Genomic DNA, 17918 nt, shown 5'->3' with positions numbered 1-17918 from the left:
GACGCCTCCGTGGAATGTGATCGATGGGTGAGGAAGGGGAAGGTATGGTCCCGCTTCCGGAATGTGCGTTAGGCGTGTCCGGCCTTATGCCAGGATGCCCACTGGTCAGAAAAAGCGACGGTGGCGTAGCGCTCTCCGAGAATTTTGGCGACGCGATTCATAGTGGCCGTCAGTTGTTTCGCCTCCTCTTGTGTCAAGTCTTGACGAAAACGCGGATGGAGTCCCCATCGGGTCTCAACCTCTTCGCCCTTGATACTGGACATCACGCTCACGAGCTTAATATCGGCTCCGGTGGCACCCCGCGGGGCGCTGCTTGCGGCGCCTGGGTTTGAATTGGCGGTTGCGTCAGCAGGGACTGGCGGGGTCTGTCCTTCGAAGATTCCAATGAGCGCAGGAATTACGGCGGCGATACAAAGGGTGGCCGCTGCGGTTACCTTCGGGTTTCCCGGTGCGCTTACCGCCCGGGCCACCCGGTCGCTGAAATCCCGGTATAAATCGTTCTTCGCGGCACTGTCTTCGGTAACCAGGAACCGGTAGCGTTCGTATGTTTGACGGCTTTCGGCCACCGCGGTTCCGATGGTCATGACGACTTCCGTCTGGTCGTCACCGGTTCCGAAGGCCGGCTCCAGGGCTTTCTTGAGCTGGTCGATGACCGTATCGGTCAGTTCGTCCATGAATTGCGGCTGTTCCTTGAGCGGGATGTGGAGTGCCGACACCCGATCGGTCAGATTGAATATCGCCCGTAAAAATTCCAGATAAATTCCCCATTCGTCCTGGCGCTTGAGTTTGAGGGCCTGTTCCGGCGCTGCCCGTTTGATGACTGAAACGGATTCTCCTGACACGGCGAGCATGAGTTCCGCCACGGTGCGCATCTGTTGAGTGAACGAATGTGATTTGGTCGTCATAGAGGTCCCCTGCTGATCCGGCATTATATACAACTCCCTTTGAAGCTCCAAGTGTTGATCTCGTTCGGCTCGATCATGGCAGGTGGGCAGCCGCGCTGTCGTTGCAAGGCACCGGGTGGTATGTTATACAGCGCGACCGCTCCCGTCATGAGCCTCACGCCCAACCGGATGCCAACATGGATCGAGACACCAAGCCCTACATACTTAAACGGACTCCGGATCAGGACATGGTCCGGAAGTTTTCGTTGGATTATGCCAAGGAGCTCAATCCGCAGCAGTACGCGGCGGTCACGGCAGCGGATGGCCCCGCGCTTGTGATTGCCGGTGCGGGCAGCGGCAAGACGCGGACCCTCGTGCATCGGGTCGCGTATCTGATTGATTCCGGTATCGATCCCTCGCACATTCTGCTGCTGACCTTCACCCGCAAGTCTGCGGAAGAAATGCTTGAGCGGGTGGGAGCGTTGATCGGCTCTCGCAGCCAGCGGGTATGCGGTGGCACGTTTCATTCGGTGGCGAACATGCTCTTGCGGCGCCACGGCCGCGTGCTCGGAATCGAGCCGAGTTTCACCATTATGGATCGTGGGGACGCCGAGGATCTCATTGCCCTCTTGCGCGCTCAGCTGGGACTGAATGAGAAAGATAAGCGATTCCCTCGCAAAGGCACGATTGCGGAGATTTACAGCAAGTGTGAGAACACCTTGCGAGGGCTCGACGAAGTTGTGCTCGATGAATTTTCGCACTTTGCCGATCATCTCGACGCGCTGGGTAAACTCCAACGCGCCTATCAGCTGGCAAAACGGCAGCGCCAACTGCTCGACTACGATGACTTGCTCGTCTTGTTGCGAGACCTGTTGACGAAGGATGAGCCGACACGGCAGGCGATTTCACGGCAATTCCGCTACATCCTGGTGGATGAGTATCAGGATACGAACCGGCTGCAGGCGGAACTCATCCGGAAACTGGCTGCGACTCACGACAATGTCATGGTCGTAGGGGACGATTCGCAATCGATCTATGCCTTTCGCGGCGCGACCTTCCGCAACATCATGGAGTTCCCTTCTTGGTTTCCCGGCGCGACCATCTATAAGCTGGAAGAAAATTACCGCAGCACACAGCCGATCCTCAGCCTGGCCAACGAGATCATTCAGGAAGCGCCCGAGAAATATACGAAACATCTGTTCACGCGCAAGCTGGACGGGCCGCTACCGGCGCTGGTGGAGGCGGCCGGGGAGAACGCGCAATCGCGATTCGTGGCGCAAAAAATTCTGGAGTTGCGGGAGGAAGGCGTCCCGCTGAATGAGATCGCGGTGCTGTTTCGCTCTAGCTTTCACTCCTTCGATTTGGAAATCGAGTTGTCGCGCTGCGGATTGCCGTTTGTGAAGCGTGGCGGCATCAAATTCATCGAGGCGGCGCATGTGAAGGATTTGTTGGCTCATTTACGGGTGGTGGTCAATCCGCACGATGCGGTGAGCTGGCACCGCGTGCTTATGCTGGTCGAAGGGGTTGGGCCCAAAAAAGCACAGGACCTCGTGGCTGCTATGGTGCGGATGAACGATCCGTATCAGGTCTTGCGAGACAGTGGCGGACGGTCGGGAAAAGGGCTGAAAGAGCTGGCGGTGGTGCTGGAGAATCTCTCGAAGAGCGACGATTTGAGCCCAACCGAACAGGTGAACCGCGTGTACGAGTATTACGTGCCGATTCTCAAAGACCACCATGACGACTATCCCAAGCGGATTCGAGATCTCGATCATTTGCATACGATCGCCGAAAGTTACCCGGGCTTAACCGAATTCCTGGCTGACTTGGCCCTGGCTCCGCCGGATGGCAGTGCGGTGGGCGTGGAAGCGACGGGGGCGGACGACGAGCAAGTGGTGCTATCCACGATTCATTCCGCCAAAGGGCTGGAGTGGCAATGCGTGTTCCTGTTGTGGGTGGTGGACGGGAAGTTTCCCTCGGTGTTTTCGTTCAACACAGACGAGGAGCTGGAAGAGGAACGGCGATTGCTGTACGTCGCCGTGACGAGGGCGAAGCGCTATCTCTTCTTGACCTATCCGATCAATGTCTACGACAGGAGTTCGGGCATGTTGTTGTCAAAACCTTCTCGGTTTCTTGATCATGTGTCCTCTCGCTTGTTCGAATCGCTGGCGTTGGTCGAGGAAGGTCCTGGGCATGAGTGGGACCGTGATCGGTACGTTTAGGCCCCTTGCTCCCTGACTCTCAGAGCTTTCCGCCTGTCCATTCCCGTTCGAGGCAATCATGCGGTGTGTGCGTTCATCTCTCGGTCGTCTACGAGGCATGGCTACAGCCTTGACAGGAGGGGTTCTGCTGGGACTGCTGTGTTCCGCGCCGACCCAAGCTGAAGTCTCGGTTAACATGCAGGACTCGTCACGCCTATGGCATGCCTTGGTGGCAGAAGCGAAGACCCTCACGCTGCCCACTCAATTTCTTGAAGAGGTGCCAGCGCAGTTTGTGACATTCGAATTTGAGGACCTGCGCGCTTTTGCAGCGGAGTATCACCCGGCGGAGCACCGCATGGTGCTGGATCGATCGCTGTCGCTGAATGCGGCAGGCCGCACATTGCGCCCGCTGGGACAATTAACCCACAAGGATCTGGAAACCCTGTACCATGAACTGTTCCATGTGTATATGGACTTTCTCGAGCAGGAGTCTGCACCCTCGGCGGAACAGGCCTCGTTGATGGCGTTTGCCCGTGAGCAGCAGCGCTGCCGGTATCAGCAGGTCCTCATCACGCCGGTGCTGCAGAAGAGGGGGCTCAAGGAGGAGCGATTTCTCAGTGAGACGGAGTCGTGGGAGGCTCTCAATGAAACCTGGGCGGTGTTTATCGGGTGGGCTGTATGGACTCAGCTGGAAGTCGAGAAAAAGCCGCGGCGCGATTCCCGGGCCTCTGGCGCTACGTCTGGTTGGATGGCGCGGCTCGATCAGGCAGAGCAGGACGCGGCGTTGAGCGGGTACTATGAGCCTGAGGATCCGAGCGAGAAACGCATGGCTCGCAAGCGATTTCTAGCCCCTGAGTTTCGCCTGTCGCGCCAAGAACTCGTGCGGCTGATGAAAGATGTGCTGGGGAGTCAACCGGACGTGATTCGTCAGGCCACCCAGGTGTTTCAACGTTCACGGCCCATTCCGACCTCGCGTGGGGCATGCGAGGCATCCGTCGAGCCGTAGATTTGTTCCTGCATAGAACATACCCCCTTGACAATAGAACGCGTCGCAAATAAAATCGGCTGCTTTCGAAGCCAGATCGATCCTCATTTTATCAGCGCTCCAGCCCTGTCATTTGGCTGGAGAACTGTGCGTGGTGGGGCTTACTTCATTCTCTGATCCAGGAAATGAAACGCTCTGGTGTTTGTTGTTATTTGAATCGATTTGTCTCGTGCTTATGTTTGGAAATCGGTATCTCGCGGGCAGGTACCCAAGTGGACAAAGGGGGCAGACTGTAAATCTGCTGCCTTATGGCTTCCAAGGTTCGAACCCTTGCCTGCCCACCAAACTGAGCCGGTTCAATCCGTGGGGTGCCCCGCGGGTTGGCAAGAGAATGGCTGCATAGAGCGTGACTCAGGGCCGGAACGGTCGTTGCTGAAAAAGTGTTGATATATAGGTAGGTTCGCCGTGGGCGGGCGTAGCTCAGTGGTAGAGTTCCAGCCTTCCAAGCTGGCTGTCGTGGGTTCAAATCCCATCGCCCGCTCCAAATTCAGCGTACTCGACCACGGGTGCGGACAGAGGGTGCGCGAGCGGATACAGGCTGTGCATGAAGTGCCCACGTAGCTCAGTTGGCAGAGCACGTCCTTGGTAAGGACGAGGTCACGCGTTCGATTCGCGTCGTGGGCTCCATAGCGAGCTTGTCCGGGCAGGATGCCTGTCTGTTCCTGCGGGTGACCTGGATGTACGGTGAGGGTTCTGGGAAAACAGAGTTCTGAGAAAAGGAGTGAATCATGGCGAAGGCGAAATTTGAGCGACGAAAGCCGCACGTGAACATCGGGACGATCGGGCACGTGGACCATGGCAAGACGACGCTGACGAGTGCGTTGACCAAGATCTGTTCGGATCGCGGGATGGCGAAATTTGTCAGTTACGACGAAGTGGCCAAGGCGAGCGAGAGCCAGGGGCGCCGCGATGCCAGCAAGATCATGACGATCGCGATCAGCCACGTCGAGTATGAGACGGACAACCGGCACTATGCGCACGTAGACTGCCCGGGCCACGCCGACTATGTGAAGAACATGATCACCGGCGCCGCGCAGATGGATGGGGCGATCCTGGTGGTCAGTGCCGCCGACGGCCCGATGCCGCAGACCCGGGAGCACATTTTGTTGGCGCGCCAAGTCGGCGTCCCCTACATCGTGGTGTTCCTGAACAAGGCGGACAAGGTCGATGACAAGGAATTGCTCGAGTTGGTCGAGCTCGAAGTGCGGGAGTTGCTGACCAAGTACGACTTCCCGGGCGACAAGATTCCGATCGTGCAAGGGTCGGCCTTGAAAGCGGTCGAAGGCGATCAGGGACCATTGGGGGTGCCGTCCATCTTGAAGTTGTTGGACGCGGTTGATACCTACATTCCGACCCCGACGCGCGCCATTGATAAGCCGTTCTTGATGCCGATTGAAGACGTGTTCACGATCAGTGGGCGCGGCACGGTCGTCACAGGTCGGTGCGAAAAGGGCATTGTGAAGGTCGGCGACGAAATCGAAATCGTCGGGTTGCGGCCGACGCAGACGACGATCGTGACGGGTGTCGAAATGTTCCGCAAGGTGCTGGACGAGGGGCAGGCGGGCGACAACATCGGAGTCTTGCTGCGCGGCACGAAGAAGGAAGACGTGGAGCGGGGCATGGTGCTGGCCAAGCCGAAGAGCATTACGCCGCACACGAAGTTCAAGGCCGAGATCTATGTCTTGACGAAGGAAGAGGGCGGGCGCCATACGCCGTTCTTCAACGGCTACCGGCCGCAGTTTTACTTCCGGACGACCGACGTGACGGGGATCGTGACGTTGGCGGCGGGGGTGGAGATGGTGATGCCGGGGGATAACGTCACGGTGACGGGCGAGTTGATCAGCCCGATTGCGATGGATCAGGGGTTGCGGTTTGCCGTGCGCGAAGGCGGCAAGACTGTCGGCTCGGGCGTCGTTACGGAAATTCTAGCTTAGTAGAGGGAGGCGGAAGCGTCAGGCGGTTCGAGCGCGGAGGCGGTCCCGCTCTCCGGCTTCACGTTACACGCTTCACGAGGATACGACATGCGAGAAATTATTGACTTGGCCTGTACGGTCTGTAAGCAGCGCAATTATACGACCCGCAAGAACAAGAAGAACGATCCGGACCGGTTGGAGCGAAACAAGTTCTGCAAGTTTTGCCGCAAGCACATTGCTCATAAGGAAGTGAAGTAAGGCTTTTTCTGTCGGCCGGGGCACTGTCCCTGGCTCGGCAGCGCTCATGTTCCGAACGGAGGGGCATGGTGTCAACGGCAGCACATCGGTCTCCAAAACCGAGAGTCTAGGTTCAAATCCTAGTGCCCCTGCCAAGCCGAGCGCTTCTGTGTGGGTAGGTGCGTGATGTGATTGGCCGGTTTGCACCAATCAGGCAGCCGGGAAGTTCTACGAGAGGATTGTAACCGTGTTTCAGCGATTGATCGCCTCTATTCGGGAATTTATCGATGGTGTGCGCGGCGAGTTGCGGAAGGTGTCTTTTCCGACAAGAACGGAAACGATCGGCGCCACCACGGTCGTAATTGTATTCTGCATTCTCATGTCCCTGTATCTGTCGATGATGGATTCCGTGTTGGGCTGGCTGATGCGCAAGGTTATTTAGTTGCGTGGTGCGGCTGGACAGGTCCGGCATTGCCGGACAATACGATGCTGATGTTCAGCTGAGAGGAGATGATGAGCAATAAGAACTGGTACGTCATCCATACCTATGCGGGGTTTGAGGGTCGCGTGAAGACCAGTCTCCTTGAGCGCGCAAATCAAATGGGGCTCACCGAGCGACTTGGGCAGGTCTTGGTTCCCACGGAAGATGTCATCGAAATCAAGGACGGAAAGCGGCGGACCTCCCGGCGGAAGTTTTTCCCGGGTTATGTCCTGGTCGAGCTGGAAGCGCCGTTGGCCGACGAAACGTTGCAGATGATCAAAGAGACTCCGAAGGTGACCGGGTTTGTTGGTGGAGGGGCTCAGCCGACGCCGCTTTCCTCGGAAGAGGTCGATGCGTTACTGAAGCAGGTCGATGCTGGGGCTGCTGGGCCCCGCGAGCAAGTCCGGTTCATTAAGGGAGATAATGTTCGCATTGTGGATGGTCCGTTCCTGGGCTTCAACGGCGCCGTCGATGATGTGGATGCCGACCACAGTCGCGTAAAGGTGTTTGTGAGTATTTTTGGCCGGTCTACTCCGGTCGAGCTTGGATTTTTGCAGGTCGAACGTATTTGAGTCACTGGATTGGTGGTCGTGAGCTGAGAGCTGTTCTCGGTCATCACGCGCAGTCCGCAGTTCTCAGGGAGTAACTCATGGCCAAGGAAGTATCAGCTCAAATTAAATTGCAGATTCCGGCCGGTAAGGCCAATCCTGCTCCGCCGGTGGGTCCTTCGCTGGGCCAGCATGGTGTGAACATCATGGAGTTCTGCAAGCAATTCAATGCGAAGACCCAGAAGGATGGGGACAGCATCATCCCGGTGATCATCACGGTCTACAAGGACCGGAGCTTTACCTTCATCATGAAGACGCCGCCGGCGTCGGATTTGCTCAAGAAGGCCGCGGGAATCATCAAGGGATCAGGCGTCCCGCATAAGGATAAGGTGGGCAAGGTCAGTCAGGCTCAGGTTCGAGAAATCGCGCAAAAGAAATTGTCGGACTTGAATGCGGCTGATCTAGAGGGCGCCATCAAGATTATCCAGGGCACAGCGCGCAGCATGGGCATCACCGTCCAGTAAATGTGTGCAGAGTGAACCTCCGGCGGAAGTGAAGGAGCAGCAGTATGGGAAAGAAGATGACCGCGGCTCAGGAGAAGATCGAGCCCAGGTTTTATGAGTTGAAGGAGGCGGTCGAGGCCGTCAAGCAGGCAGCGTTTGCCAAGTATGATGAATCCGTCGACCTGGCGATTCGCCTCGGAGTGGATCCAAAGCGGTCGGATCAAATGGTGCGTGGAACCACGGCCCTCCCGCACGGCACCGGTAAGAAGCTCCGCGTGCTCGTCTTCGCCAAGGGTGAGAAGGAGCAGGAAGCGCGGCAGGCCGGGGCTGATTATGTGGGGTCTGATGACTTGATGGAAAAAATCAAGGGTGGATGGATGGATTTCGATTGTGCGATCTCCACGCCTGATCTGATGGCCTCTGTCGGTAAGCTTGGAAAGGTGCTCGGTCCCCGCGGGCTCATGCCCAATCCGAAGACCGGTACCGTGACGTTTGAGGTGGGCAAGGCTGTGAGTGAGATTCGCAAGGGCCGTGTCGAGTTTAAGGTGGAAAAGGCCGGCATCGTGCAAGTGCCCGTCGGCAAGGTGTCGTTCGATGTTCAGAAGCTATACGATAACGCGCAGGCGGTGCTGGAGTCGGTGGTCAAGGCCAAGCCGTCATCCTGCAAGGGCCGGTATCTCAAAAGTGTGACGATGTCGAGCACGATGGGACCTGGTGTGAAGCTGGATCCTGTGGCGTTGTCGAAGTTGTGGAGTTGAGAACGGACAGGTTCTCAGTAAGGGGAGAGGCATGAAGAAAGAAGAAAAGGCAACAGCGATCGCGGAGTTGACGGAAAAATTCGGCCGCGCCCGCTTGGCCATTTTGACGGAATGCGCCGGGATGCCCGTCAATCAAATGACCGAGCTGCGAAGGCAGTTGCGCGGGGCCAAAGCCGAGTACTGTGTCATCAAGAACACCCTGGCCGTCCGCGCCTCGACCGGTACGATCCTCGCCGATGCAAAAGACCATTTCAAGGGCCCGACCGGTCTGGTCATCGGATATGACGACCCCGTTTTGCCGGCGAAAATCTTGCGGGATTTCATACAGGCCGAAAAGCGATCTGAAAAGATCAAGGTGACCGTCGGCGTGTTGGAAGGCAAGCTGGTGCAGGCTGCGGATCTAGCAGCTATCGCGCAATTGCCGAAGAAGGAAGTGTTGATTGCGATGCTGCTATCGGCCATGCAGGGCCCGATACGCGGTGTGGTCTATGCGTTGAGCGGAGTCTTGAGCAAGTTTGTGCGAGTCATTGCAGCCATTCAGGATAAAAAGAAAGGGGAGGGCGACATGTCAGCAGCAGCAGGAACCAAGTTCTCACAAGATGAATTGATCAAGGCAATCGAGAGCATGAGCGTGTTGGAATTGGCCGACCTGGTAAAGGGCCTCGAAACACGTTTCGGCGTCACAGCGGCGGCGCCCGTGGCCGTGGCGGCAGCAGGTGGCGGCGGCGCGGCAGCGGCTCCTGCCGAAGAAAAGACCTCATTCGACGTGATCTTGGCCAGCGCTCCGGCCGACAAGAAGATCCAAGTCATCAAGGTCGTGCGCGAGCTCACCAGCCTCGGACTCAAGGAAGCCAAAGACTTGGTCGAGGGCGCTCCGAAGCCCATCAAGTCCGGCGCGACGAAGGAAGAAGCCGACACGATGAAAAAGAAGCTCGAAGAGAGCGGAGCCAAAGTCGAGATCAAGTAACTGTTTCGAGCGGTGCAGTGTGAGTTGTCCGTTGAGATGGCGCGAGGCGTTCATCTGTTTATGAGCTTGGAGGGCTAACGAATGTCGGAATCGACTCTTTCGGAGTTTGTCGAACGTAAGGATTTTTCTCGGATTCGCACGAGTATCGATATTCCCGATCTCATCGAAATCCAGAAACGATCCTACGAAGAGTTTCTCCAGATGGAAGTCGAGCCCGACCGTCGCAAGGATCAGGGGTTGCAGGCGGCGTTAGCCAGCGTCTTTCCCATCACTGACTATAACAACACTGCCGCCTTGGAATTTTCCAACTATTCGTTGGGAACTCCGAAGTACGACGAGCGGGAATGTCTTGAGCAGGGAATGACGTTTGCTGTTCCCTTGAAGCTGCGCGTGCGGCTGATTGTTTTCGATAAAGAGGACAAGGGCCCCAAGAAAAAGGTGCTGGACGTTCGGGAGCAGGAGGTCTATGTCGGCGAGCTGCCGCTGATGACTGAACGCGGAACGTTTTTGATTAACGGGACCGAGCGAGTGGTGGTCAGTCAGTTGCACCGCTCGCCGGGCGCGTCCTTCACGCATGACAAGGGGCGGACGCACGCCAGCGGGAAAGTCCTCTACTCTGCCAGAATTATTCCGTATCGCGGATCGTGGTTGGATTTTGAATTCGACGCGCGCGATATTTTGTACGTGCGCATCGATCGGCGTCGGAAGATGCCGGCGACTATCCTGCTGAAGGCCTTTGGCTACAGCACCGACGACTTGCTGCGGATGTATTATCCGGTGGAAGAGATCCGTGTTTCCAAAGGTAAGCTCTATCGAAAGCTCGATCCTGAAATCCATCACGGCCTGAAGTGTTCGACGGAAGTGATGGAAAAGGGGGGCAAGAACCCTCTTGTGCGCGAAGGGGCCAAGCTCACCAAGGCAAAGATTGCCGAGTTGAAAGCTGCGGGAATCAAGGAAATTCCTGTGACGCCTGCCGAACTGGTAGGACGTGCGGTGCTGACAGAATTGGTCGATAGCGGCAAGAAACAGTCGTTGGCCGAAAAAAATCAGCGTTTGACCGAGGAGATCCTCGAAAAGATCCTCGAGAGCGATATCGAGGAATTCAAAGTCATTTATCTGGATACGACCAATGCCACGCTGGTCATCCTGGACACGCTTGATATGGAGCGTACTGGGTCGAAGGAAGAGGCGATGGTCGAGATCTATCGCCGCCTCAGGCCGGGAGAGACTCCGTCTGTCGAGACTGCTCGAGCATTGTTCGACAATTTGTTTTTAAGTGCGAAGCGGTACGATCTGTCTCCGGTGGGACGTCTCAAGCTGAACAAAAAGCTGGGGCTCGATTTCGCGCTCGAACAGCGGACTTTGACCGCGCAAGATATCGTGGAAGTGGTTCGATACCTGGTGAATCTCAAAATCGGTCGTGGTGAAATCGACGACATTGACCACTTGGGTAATCGCCGGGTGCGGTCCGTCGGCGAGCTATTGGAAAATCAATTCCGTCTCGGCCTTGTGCGTATGGAGCGCAGTATTAAAGAGCGCATGAACCTCCTGGACATGGAGACGGTGTTGCCTCATGACCTCATCAACGCGAAGCCTGTCGTGGCGGCGGTGAAAGAGTTCTTCAGCAGCAGTCAGCTCTCCCAGTTCATGGATCAGACCAATCCCCTGGCGGAGATTACGCATAAGCGCCGGTTGTCGGCCCTGGGTCCTGGCGGATTGACGCGCGAACGTGCCGGTTTCGAGGTGCGTGACGTCCATCCGTCGCACTACAGCCGTATCTGTCCAATTGAAACGCCGGAAGGCCCGAACATCGGATTGATTACATCGCTGGCCACCTATGCGCGCATCAATGAATTCGGCTTTATCGAAGCGCCATACAGGAAAGTCGTGAAGGGACGCGTCAGCGACGAGCTGGAATATCTCTCTGCCATTGAGGGCGATAAGTACATCATCGCCCAGGCCAACTCGAAAGTGGATGGCTCCAATAAACTCGTGTCTGAAACCGTATCCGCACGTTCTGCCGGAGATTTTATTACCGCGACTCCCGACAAAATTGAATACATGGACGTGTCCCCGAAGCAGGTCGTCAGCGTGGCGACAGCGCTGGTGCCGTTCCTTGAGCACGACGACGCGAACCGTGCGTTGATGGGATCGAACATGCAGCGCCAGGCGGTGCCGTTGCTCAAGGCTGAATCCCCGCTCGTCGGAACCGGGATGGAGGCTGTGGTGGCCCGCGATTCCGGTTATGTCGTCCAAGCGAAGCGCGAAGGTGTGGTAGAGAGTGTCGATGCCACACGTATCGTGGTGCGTGCCGATGCGAAGGAGGGCCGCAAGCGGAACGATTCAGGGCTTGATGTGTACGAAATGATAAAGTTTCAGCGGTCGAACCAAAATACCTGCATCACCCAGACTCCGGTGGTTCGGATCGGTGAGCCGGTCAAGCGGGGGCAGGTACTGGCGGATGGTCCTGCGATTGACCACGGCGAGCTGGCGCTCGGCAAAAACGTCCTCGTCGCCTTCATGCCTTGGGGTGGTTATAACTTCGAAGACGCGATTCTGCTCAGCGAAAAACTCGTGCGGGAAGATGCGTTCACCTCTATCCACATCGAAGAATTCGAAGTGGAGGCTCGCGACACTAAGTTGGGTAAGGAAGATATTACGCGGGACATTCCAAACGTCGGAGAAGAGGCGCTTCGCGATTTGGATGAGAGCGGCATCATTCGCATCGGCGCGGAAGTGAAGCCGGGTGACATTCTTGTCGGAAAAGTGACGCCGAAGGGTGAAACCCAGTTGACGCCAGAAGAGAAGTTGCTTCGAGCAATCTTTGGCGAAAAGGCCGGCGACGTCAAGGATACATCCCTCACGGTTCCTCCCGGCGTGGAAGGGATCGTCGTTGATGTGAAGATTTTCTCCCGCAAAGGTTTGGATAAGGATGAACGCTCGAAGAGCATCGAGAGCGAAGACCACATGAAGCTGCAGCGGGACCATCAGGAAGAGCTGCGCATCATTGAGGACGAAAAAACGAAGAAGGTTCGCAAGCTCTTGCTTGGAAAAGTCGTCGGTCGCGATCTGATGGATCCGGAGACGGGCGATGTCATTCTGAAGAAGAAGGGGAAGCTCACGGCGGAAATCTTGAAGCGCTTGCCGGATGATATGGTGCGCCACATCATCCTCAGCGATCCGGATGAGCAGAAGGAATTGGAAGATGTCGAGCGACGTGCCAAGGAACAGATCGAGATTTTGCAAACCTTGTACGATGAAAAAGTCGGTCGGCTGAGACGAGGGGATGAGCTTCCGCCTGGTGTGATTAAGCTGGTGAAGGTCTACATCGCGATGAAGCGGAAGATCCAGGTCGGCGACAAGATGGCGGGTCGCCACGGCAATAAGGGCGTTGTATCGCGTGTGTTGCCGGAAGAGGATATGCCCTACCTGCCGGACGGGACGCCGGTGGAAATCGTGTTGAATCCGCTGGGCGTGCCTTCTCGTATGAACGTGGGGCAAATCCTGGAGACCCATCTTGGTTGGGCGGCTCGAGCGCTGGGAATTAAGGTAGCCAGCCCGGTGTTCGACGGCGCGTCGGAGAAGGAAATTAAGGAGCTTCTCAAGAAAGCGAAGCTGTCGCCCAGCGGTCAAACCGTGTTGATGGACGGCCGAACTGGTGAATCGTTCAGCAGTCCCGTCACGGTCGGATATATGTATGTGTTGAAGCTCCACCACTTGGTGGATGACAAGATCCATGCACGTTCCATTGGGCCCTATTCGTTGGTGACTCAACAGCCGTTGGGGGGTAAGGCCCAATTCGGCGGACAACGTTTGGGAGAAATGGAAGTGTGGGCATTGCAGGCGTATGGAGCCGCCTCCATTTTGCAGGAATTCCTGACGGTCAAATCAGATGATGTCCCCGGCCGGTCGCGTATGTACGAAGCGATTGTGAAGGGAGAGCCGTTCCTGGAACCTGGATTGCCGGAGTCGTTCAACGTGCTGGTCAAAGAGCTGCAAAGTCTTGGGCTCGACGTCGAGCTGGTTAAATCAAAGGACTGATTCTAGTGCTGAGTCTTGAGAGCAACGATCGGATAGCTCACCACTCAGAACTGCGCTCAGGCGACCGTTAAGGAGGGATCAACCTTGGAAGGTGTATACACATTATTCGAGAAGCCGCGGGATTCGGTGTCGTTCGACTCGATGCGCATTCGCATTGCGTCGCCCGAAAAAATCCGCTCGTGGTCATATGGCGAAGTCAAGAAGCCGGAAACGATCAACTATCGGTCGTTCAAGCCTGAAAAGGACGGCTTGTTCTGCGCTAAGATTTTCGGCCCGATTAAGGATTGGGAGTGCAACTGCGGTAAATACAAACGCATGAAGCATCGCGGCATCGTCTGCGATAAATGCGGAGTCGAAGTCATTCAATCAAAAGTGCGCCGCGAAAGGATGGGCCACATTGAGTTGGCTGCGCCGGTCGCACATATCTGGTTCTTGAAAGGTGTGCCGAGCCGCATCGGGACGCTCCTTGATATGAGCCTCAAGCAGCTCGAAAAGATCCTCTACTTCGAGAGCTACGTGATGGTCGATCCTGGATCGACAAGCATGAGTGAGCAAGAGCTGGTCTCAGAAGAGCAGTTGCGTTCATTGCAGTCCGAATATGGCAGCGGTGCGTTCAAGGTTGGGATTGGCGCCGAAGCCATTCGGGAGTTGCTTCGCAAGGTGGACATCAATACCCAGTGGGACGAATTGCATGTGAAGGCGAAGGCCTCCGCATCCGCCGCGCTTAAGAAGAAGTATGCCAAGCGTCTGAAAGTGTTGGAGGCATTTCGCCGTTCCGGCAACAAGCCTGAATGGATGATCATGGATGTCATCCCGGTATTGCCGCCGGAATTACGCCCGCTGGTTCCATTGGATGGCGGCCGGTTTGCGACATCGGACCTCAACGACCTGTATCGACGCGTCATCAACCGGAACAATCGTTTGAAGCGCTTGATTGAGCTCAAGGCTCCCGGCGTGATCATTCGCAATGAAATGCGCATGTTGCAGGAGGCGGTGGACGCGCTGTTCGATAACGGTCGTCGCGGCCGAGCCATCCGTGGGCCAAATAAGCGCCCATTGAAGTCCTTGAGTGACATGCTAAAGGGCAAGCAGGGACGTTTCCGGCAGAATTTGCTTGGAAAGCGCGTCGACTATTCCGGCCGGACGGTTATTGTCGTCGGTCCGGAGTTGCGGTTGCATCAATGCGGTCTGCCCAAAAAGATGGCCTTGGAGCTCTTCAAGCCGTTTATCTTCCATAAGCTGGAAGAGCGTGGCGCAGCTACGACCATCAAGAGTGCAAAGCGTCTGGTGGAGAAAGAGCGTCCCGAAGTGTGGGATGTGCTGGATGAAGTCATTCGTGAGCATCCGGTGTTGCTCAACCGCGCCCCGACGTTGCACAGGCTCGGTATTCAGGCCTTTGACCCGGTCCTGGTTGAGGGAAAAGCAATCCGTCTCCACCCGCTCGTCTGCGCGGCGTTTAACGCCGACTTTGACGGAGACCAAATGGCGGTCCACGTTCCGTTATCGGTGGAAGCGCAGGTTGAAGCCCGCGTGCTGATGATGTCGATCAATAACATTCTCTCTCCAGCTAACGGCAAACCAATCGCCGTTCCGTCACAAGACATGGTTCTTGGCTGCTACTGGTTGACCAAGGAGCGAGTCGGCGCGAAAGGCGAAGGGAAGCTGTTCGGGTCTCGGGAGGAGGCGCGGATCGCGTATGATGCCGGTGCGCTGGATGAGCATGCCAGGATCAAGGTCCGGTGTAATGGCGCACTAGTGCAGACGACGGCTGGGCGTGTCATTCTGTCGGAGATTCTTCCTCCGATGATGCCGTTCGCCGATGCCAATAAGTTGATGACGAAGAAGGAAATGTCCAAGCTCATCGATGCGGTCTATCGGCAGGCTGGCCATCGTGAAACAGTCACGTTTTTAGACAAAATCAAGGACCTGGGTTTCCATTATGCGACCAGGGCGGGCATGTCGATCTGTATCGACAACATGCATATTCCTTCTCGCAAGGAAGACCTTATCGGGAAGGCTCAGCATGAGGTCAATGAAATCGAGAAGCAGTACTCGGAAGGGTTGATTACCAACGGCGAACGTTACAACAAAGTCATCGACATTTGGGCGCATGTGACCGAGCAGGTGGCCAATGAGATGATGAAGGAGTTGGGCGCCGGCGGTGATCCAGCCAAGGCTGAATCGTTTAATCCGATCTTCATGATGGCGGATTCCGGTGCTCGAGGAAGTTCGCAGCAAATTCGTCAGCTTGGCGGTATGCGCGGACTGATGGCGAAACCATCCGGTGAAATCATCGAAACTCCGATCACGGCCAACTTCCGTGAGGGGCTGACGGTCTTGCAGTACTTCATTTCGACGCACGGTGCGCGAAAAGGTTTGGCGGACACGGCGTTGAAGACAGCAAACTCCGGTTACCTGACGCGTCGATTGGTTGATATCGCGCAAGACGTCATCGTGACCGAGGAGGATTGCGGGACAACCGATGGAATTCTGGTGAGTGCCTTGCTTGAAGGCGGCGAAATTATTCAGCCGTTAGAAGAGCGCCTTTTGGGTCGTCTTGCCGGGGAAGATATTCGCGATCCGGTGACGGGCGAGATCATCGTATCGTTCAATGAGGAAATCGACGAAGAACAGGCCAAGGCGGTGGTTGAAGCCGGCGTGGATCGCGTGAAGATCCGCTCGGTGCTAACTTGCCAGTCGGCACGCGGAGTGTGTCGTCTCTGTTACGGCCGTGACTTGTCGCGAGGACGGCTTGTCGAAAAGGGCGAGCCGGTCGGAGTCATTGCGGCGCAATCCATCGGTGAGCCTGGGACTCAGTTGACGATGCGTACATTTCACATCGGTGGTACGGCCAGTAAGGTCGTCGAGCAGACGGTCTTGGAGGCCAAGCACGCCGGTCACTTGAAGTATATGAGCCTGGATGCGAAGAAGAATGCCGATGTGCACAATGCCGGCATTGCCGTCCGGAATAAAGAAGGCGAGTGGGTCGTCATGAATCGCAACGCGAAAATCGCGATTGTCGACGACAGCGGTCGTGAGCGCGAAAAGTATCCGGTCGTGTATGGCGCCAAGATCAAGTTGAAGGATGGTGATCGGATTGAAGTCGGTCAGAAACTGGTCGAATGGGATCCGTACTCCTTGACCATCCTCACGGAAACCGGCGGAAAGGTCGCCTATGGCGACATTCTTGAAGGCGTCACGATGAAGGAAGAGTTTGACGAGGTCACTGGTTTGTCTCGCAAGGTCATCATTGAGCAAAGCGGGGCCACGCTTCGGCCGCGCGTTTCAATCAAGGATGACAGCGGGAAGACGGCCAAAGTGTCAGGCTCTGGAGCACCGGTGGCCCGGTATCTATTGCCGGTCGGCGCGCACATTTTCGTCGAAAAGGGAGCAACGGTGCATCCCGGTGACGTGTTGGCCAAGATTCCGCGTGAAACCACGAAAACCAAGGACATCACCGGAGGTCTTCCGCGAGTGGCCGAACTGTTCGAGGCTCGCAAGCCAAAAGAGCAGGCCGTCATTAGCGAAATCGACGGCGAAGTGTCTTACGGCGGGTTTGTGAAGGGCATGCGGAAGGTATTGGTGGACAACAAAATGGGCGATGTGAAGGAATACTTCATTCCCAAGGGCAAACACGTCAATGTGCATGAAGGAGATTGGGTTCGCGCCGGAGAGCCCCTCATGGACGGGTCCGCGAATCCGCACGATATTTTGGATGTGTTGGGGCCGAAGGAGCTCCAAAAATATCTCGTTGATGAGGTGCAGGATGTGTATCGGCTGCAGGGAGTGTCTATCAACGACAAGCACATCGAAATCATTGTGCGCCAAATGTTGCGGAAGGTACGGATTGAGGATCCCGGAGACACGTCCTTCTTGCCGGGTAGTCAGGTGAGTAAGGGGATGTTCGATGTGGAAAATCAGCGGGTCCTCGAAAAGGATGGAAAGCCGGCTCTTGGAAAGCCGGTCTTGCTGGGCATTACGAAGGCAGCGTTGACTACCGACAGTTTCATCTCTGCGGCGTCCTTCCAGGAGACGACTCGGGTGTTGACCGAGGCGGCCATCAACGGCAGGGAAGACAACCTCCTTGGATTGAAGGAAAACGTGATTGTTGGGCGATTAATTCCCGCCGGCAGCGGTTTCGAGGAGTATAGAGAAACCTTTGTTGCCAGCGCCAAGGCGCCTGGAGAGTTGGCAGGTGACCAGCCTCAACCGGTTGCGGTCGGGCAGGCTCCAGTCGGTGCGACAGGCAGTGAATCAGAAAATAATGCGTGAAGAAAAAGAAGGTTCTTGACATAAGTAGTACACATCTCTATAATCCGACGGCTTCGCTCAGGAGCATTTTG

Annotated in this window: 12 protein-coding genes and 4 tRNA genes; 15 read left to right on the top strand and 1 reads right to left on the bottom strand. The window is 56.3% G+C overall.

The window, feature by feature from the left end; translation table 11 throughout:
- Positions 1–68: 68 nt before the first annotated feature.
- Positions 69–905, bottom strand: a complete 837-nt coding sequence (locus GDA65_16980) for a hypothetical protein (GenBank protein ID MBA5864381.1) — start codon at positions 903–905, stop codon at positions 69–71.
- A gap of 176 nt (positions 906–1081) precedes the next feature.
- Between GDA65_16980 and GDA65_16975 the strand changes: the two genes are divergently transcribed.
- From GDA65_16975 to rpoC, 15 genes are all read left to right on the top strand, one after another.
- Positions 1082–3103, top strand: a complete 2022-nt coding sequence (locus tag GDA65_16975) for an AAA family ATPase (protein MBA5864380.1) — start codon at positions 1082–1084, stop codon at positions 3101–3103.
- A gap of 97 nt (positions 3104–3200) precedes the next feature.
- On the top strand, positions 3201–4088 hold the full coding sequence (locus GDA65_16970) for a hypothetical protein (GenBank protein MBA5864379.1): 888 nt from the start codon (positions 3201–3203) through the stop codon (positions 4086–4088).
- A gap of 237 nt (positions 4089–4325) precedes the next feature.
- A tRNA-Tyr gene (locus GDA65_16965) sits at positions 4326–4411 on the top strand.
- 125 nt (positions 4412–4536) lie between these two features.
- Positions 4537–4611, top strand: a tRNA-Gly gene (locus tag GDA65_16960).
- Between the two features lie 67 nt (positions 4612–4678).
- A tRNA-Thr gene (locus GDA65_16955) sits at positions 4679–4754 on the top strand.
- Positions 4755–4855: 101 nt separating this feature from the next.
- Positions 4856–6061 carry an elongation factor Tu gene (gene tuf, locus GDA65_16950; protein MBA5864378.1) on the top strand — a complete coding sequence of 402 codons (1206 nt, stop codon included), beginning with the start codon at positions 4856–4858 and terminating at the stop codon, positions 6059–6061.
- Positions 6062–6148: 87 nt separating this feature from the next.
- On the top strand, positions 6149–6298 hold the full coding sequence (gene rpmG / locus GDA65_16945; GenBank protein MBA5864377.1) for a 50S ribosomal protein L33: 150 nt from the start codon (positions 6149–6151) through the stop codon (positions 6296–6298).
- A 59-nt stretch (positions 6299–6357) separates the two neighbouring features.
- Positions 6358–6432, top strand: a tRNA-Trp gene (locus tag GDA65_16940).
- 92 nt (positions 6433–6524) lie between these two features.
- Complete coding sequence (gene secE / locus GDA65_16935; protein ID MBA5864376.1) at positions 6525–6719, top strand: preprotein translocase subunit SecE; 195 nt, start codon at positions 6525–6527, stop codon at positions 6717–6719.
- A gap of 71 nt (positions 6720–6790) precedes the next feature.
- Positions 6791–7330, top strand: coding sequence for a transcription termination/antitermination protein NusG (gene nusG / locus GDA65_16930; GenBank protein ID MBA5864375.1), 540 nt, complete (start codon positions 6791–6793; stop codon positions 7328–7330).
- 77 nt (positions 7331–7407) lie between these two features.
- Positions 7408–7830, top strand: coding sequence for a 50S ribosomal protein L11 (rplK, locus tag GDA65_16925; protein MBA5864374.1), 423 nt, complete (start codon positions 7408–7410; stop codon positions 7828–7830).
- A 44-nt stretch (positions 7831–7874) separates the two neighbouring features.
- Positions 7875–8567: a 50S ribosomal protein L1 gene (locus GDA65_16920; GenBank protein MBA5864373.1), complete on the top strand. Its 693-nt coding sequence runs from the start codon at positions 7875–7877 to the stop codon at positions 8565–8567.
- A 31-nt stretch (positions 8568–8598) separates the two neighbouring features.
- Positions 8599–9534, top strand: coding sequence for a 50S ribosomal protein L7/L12 (gene rplL, locus GDA65_16915; protein ID MBA5864372.1), 936 nt, complete (start codon positions 8599–8601; stop codon positions 9532–9534).
- Between the two features lie 81 nt (positions 9535–9615).
- Complete coding sequence (gene rpoB, locus GDA65_16910) at positions 9616–13575, top strand: DNA-directed RNA polymerase subunit beta (protein MBA5864371.1); 3960 nt, start codon at positions 9616–9618, stop codon at positions 13573–13575.
- Between the two features lie 84 nt (positions 13576–13659).
- On the top strand, positions 13660–17847 hold the full coding sequence (gene rpoC / locus GDA65_16905) for a DNA-directed RNA polymerase subunit beta' (GenBank protein ID MBA5864370.1): 4188 nt from the start codon (positions 13660–13662) through the stop codon (positions 17845–17847).
- The last annotated feature ends 71 nt before the right edge of the window (positions 17848–17918 follow it).

The sequence above is a fragment of the Nitrospira sp. CR1.1 genome (genome assembly GCA_014055465.1).
GTDB lineage: Bacteria > Nitrospirota > Nitrospiria > Nitrospirales > Nitrospiraceae > Nitrospira_A.
The sequence above is the reverse complement of the archived record's forward strand: the minus strand, read 5'-3'. Positions and strand labels throughout refer to the sequence as shown.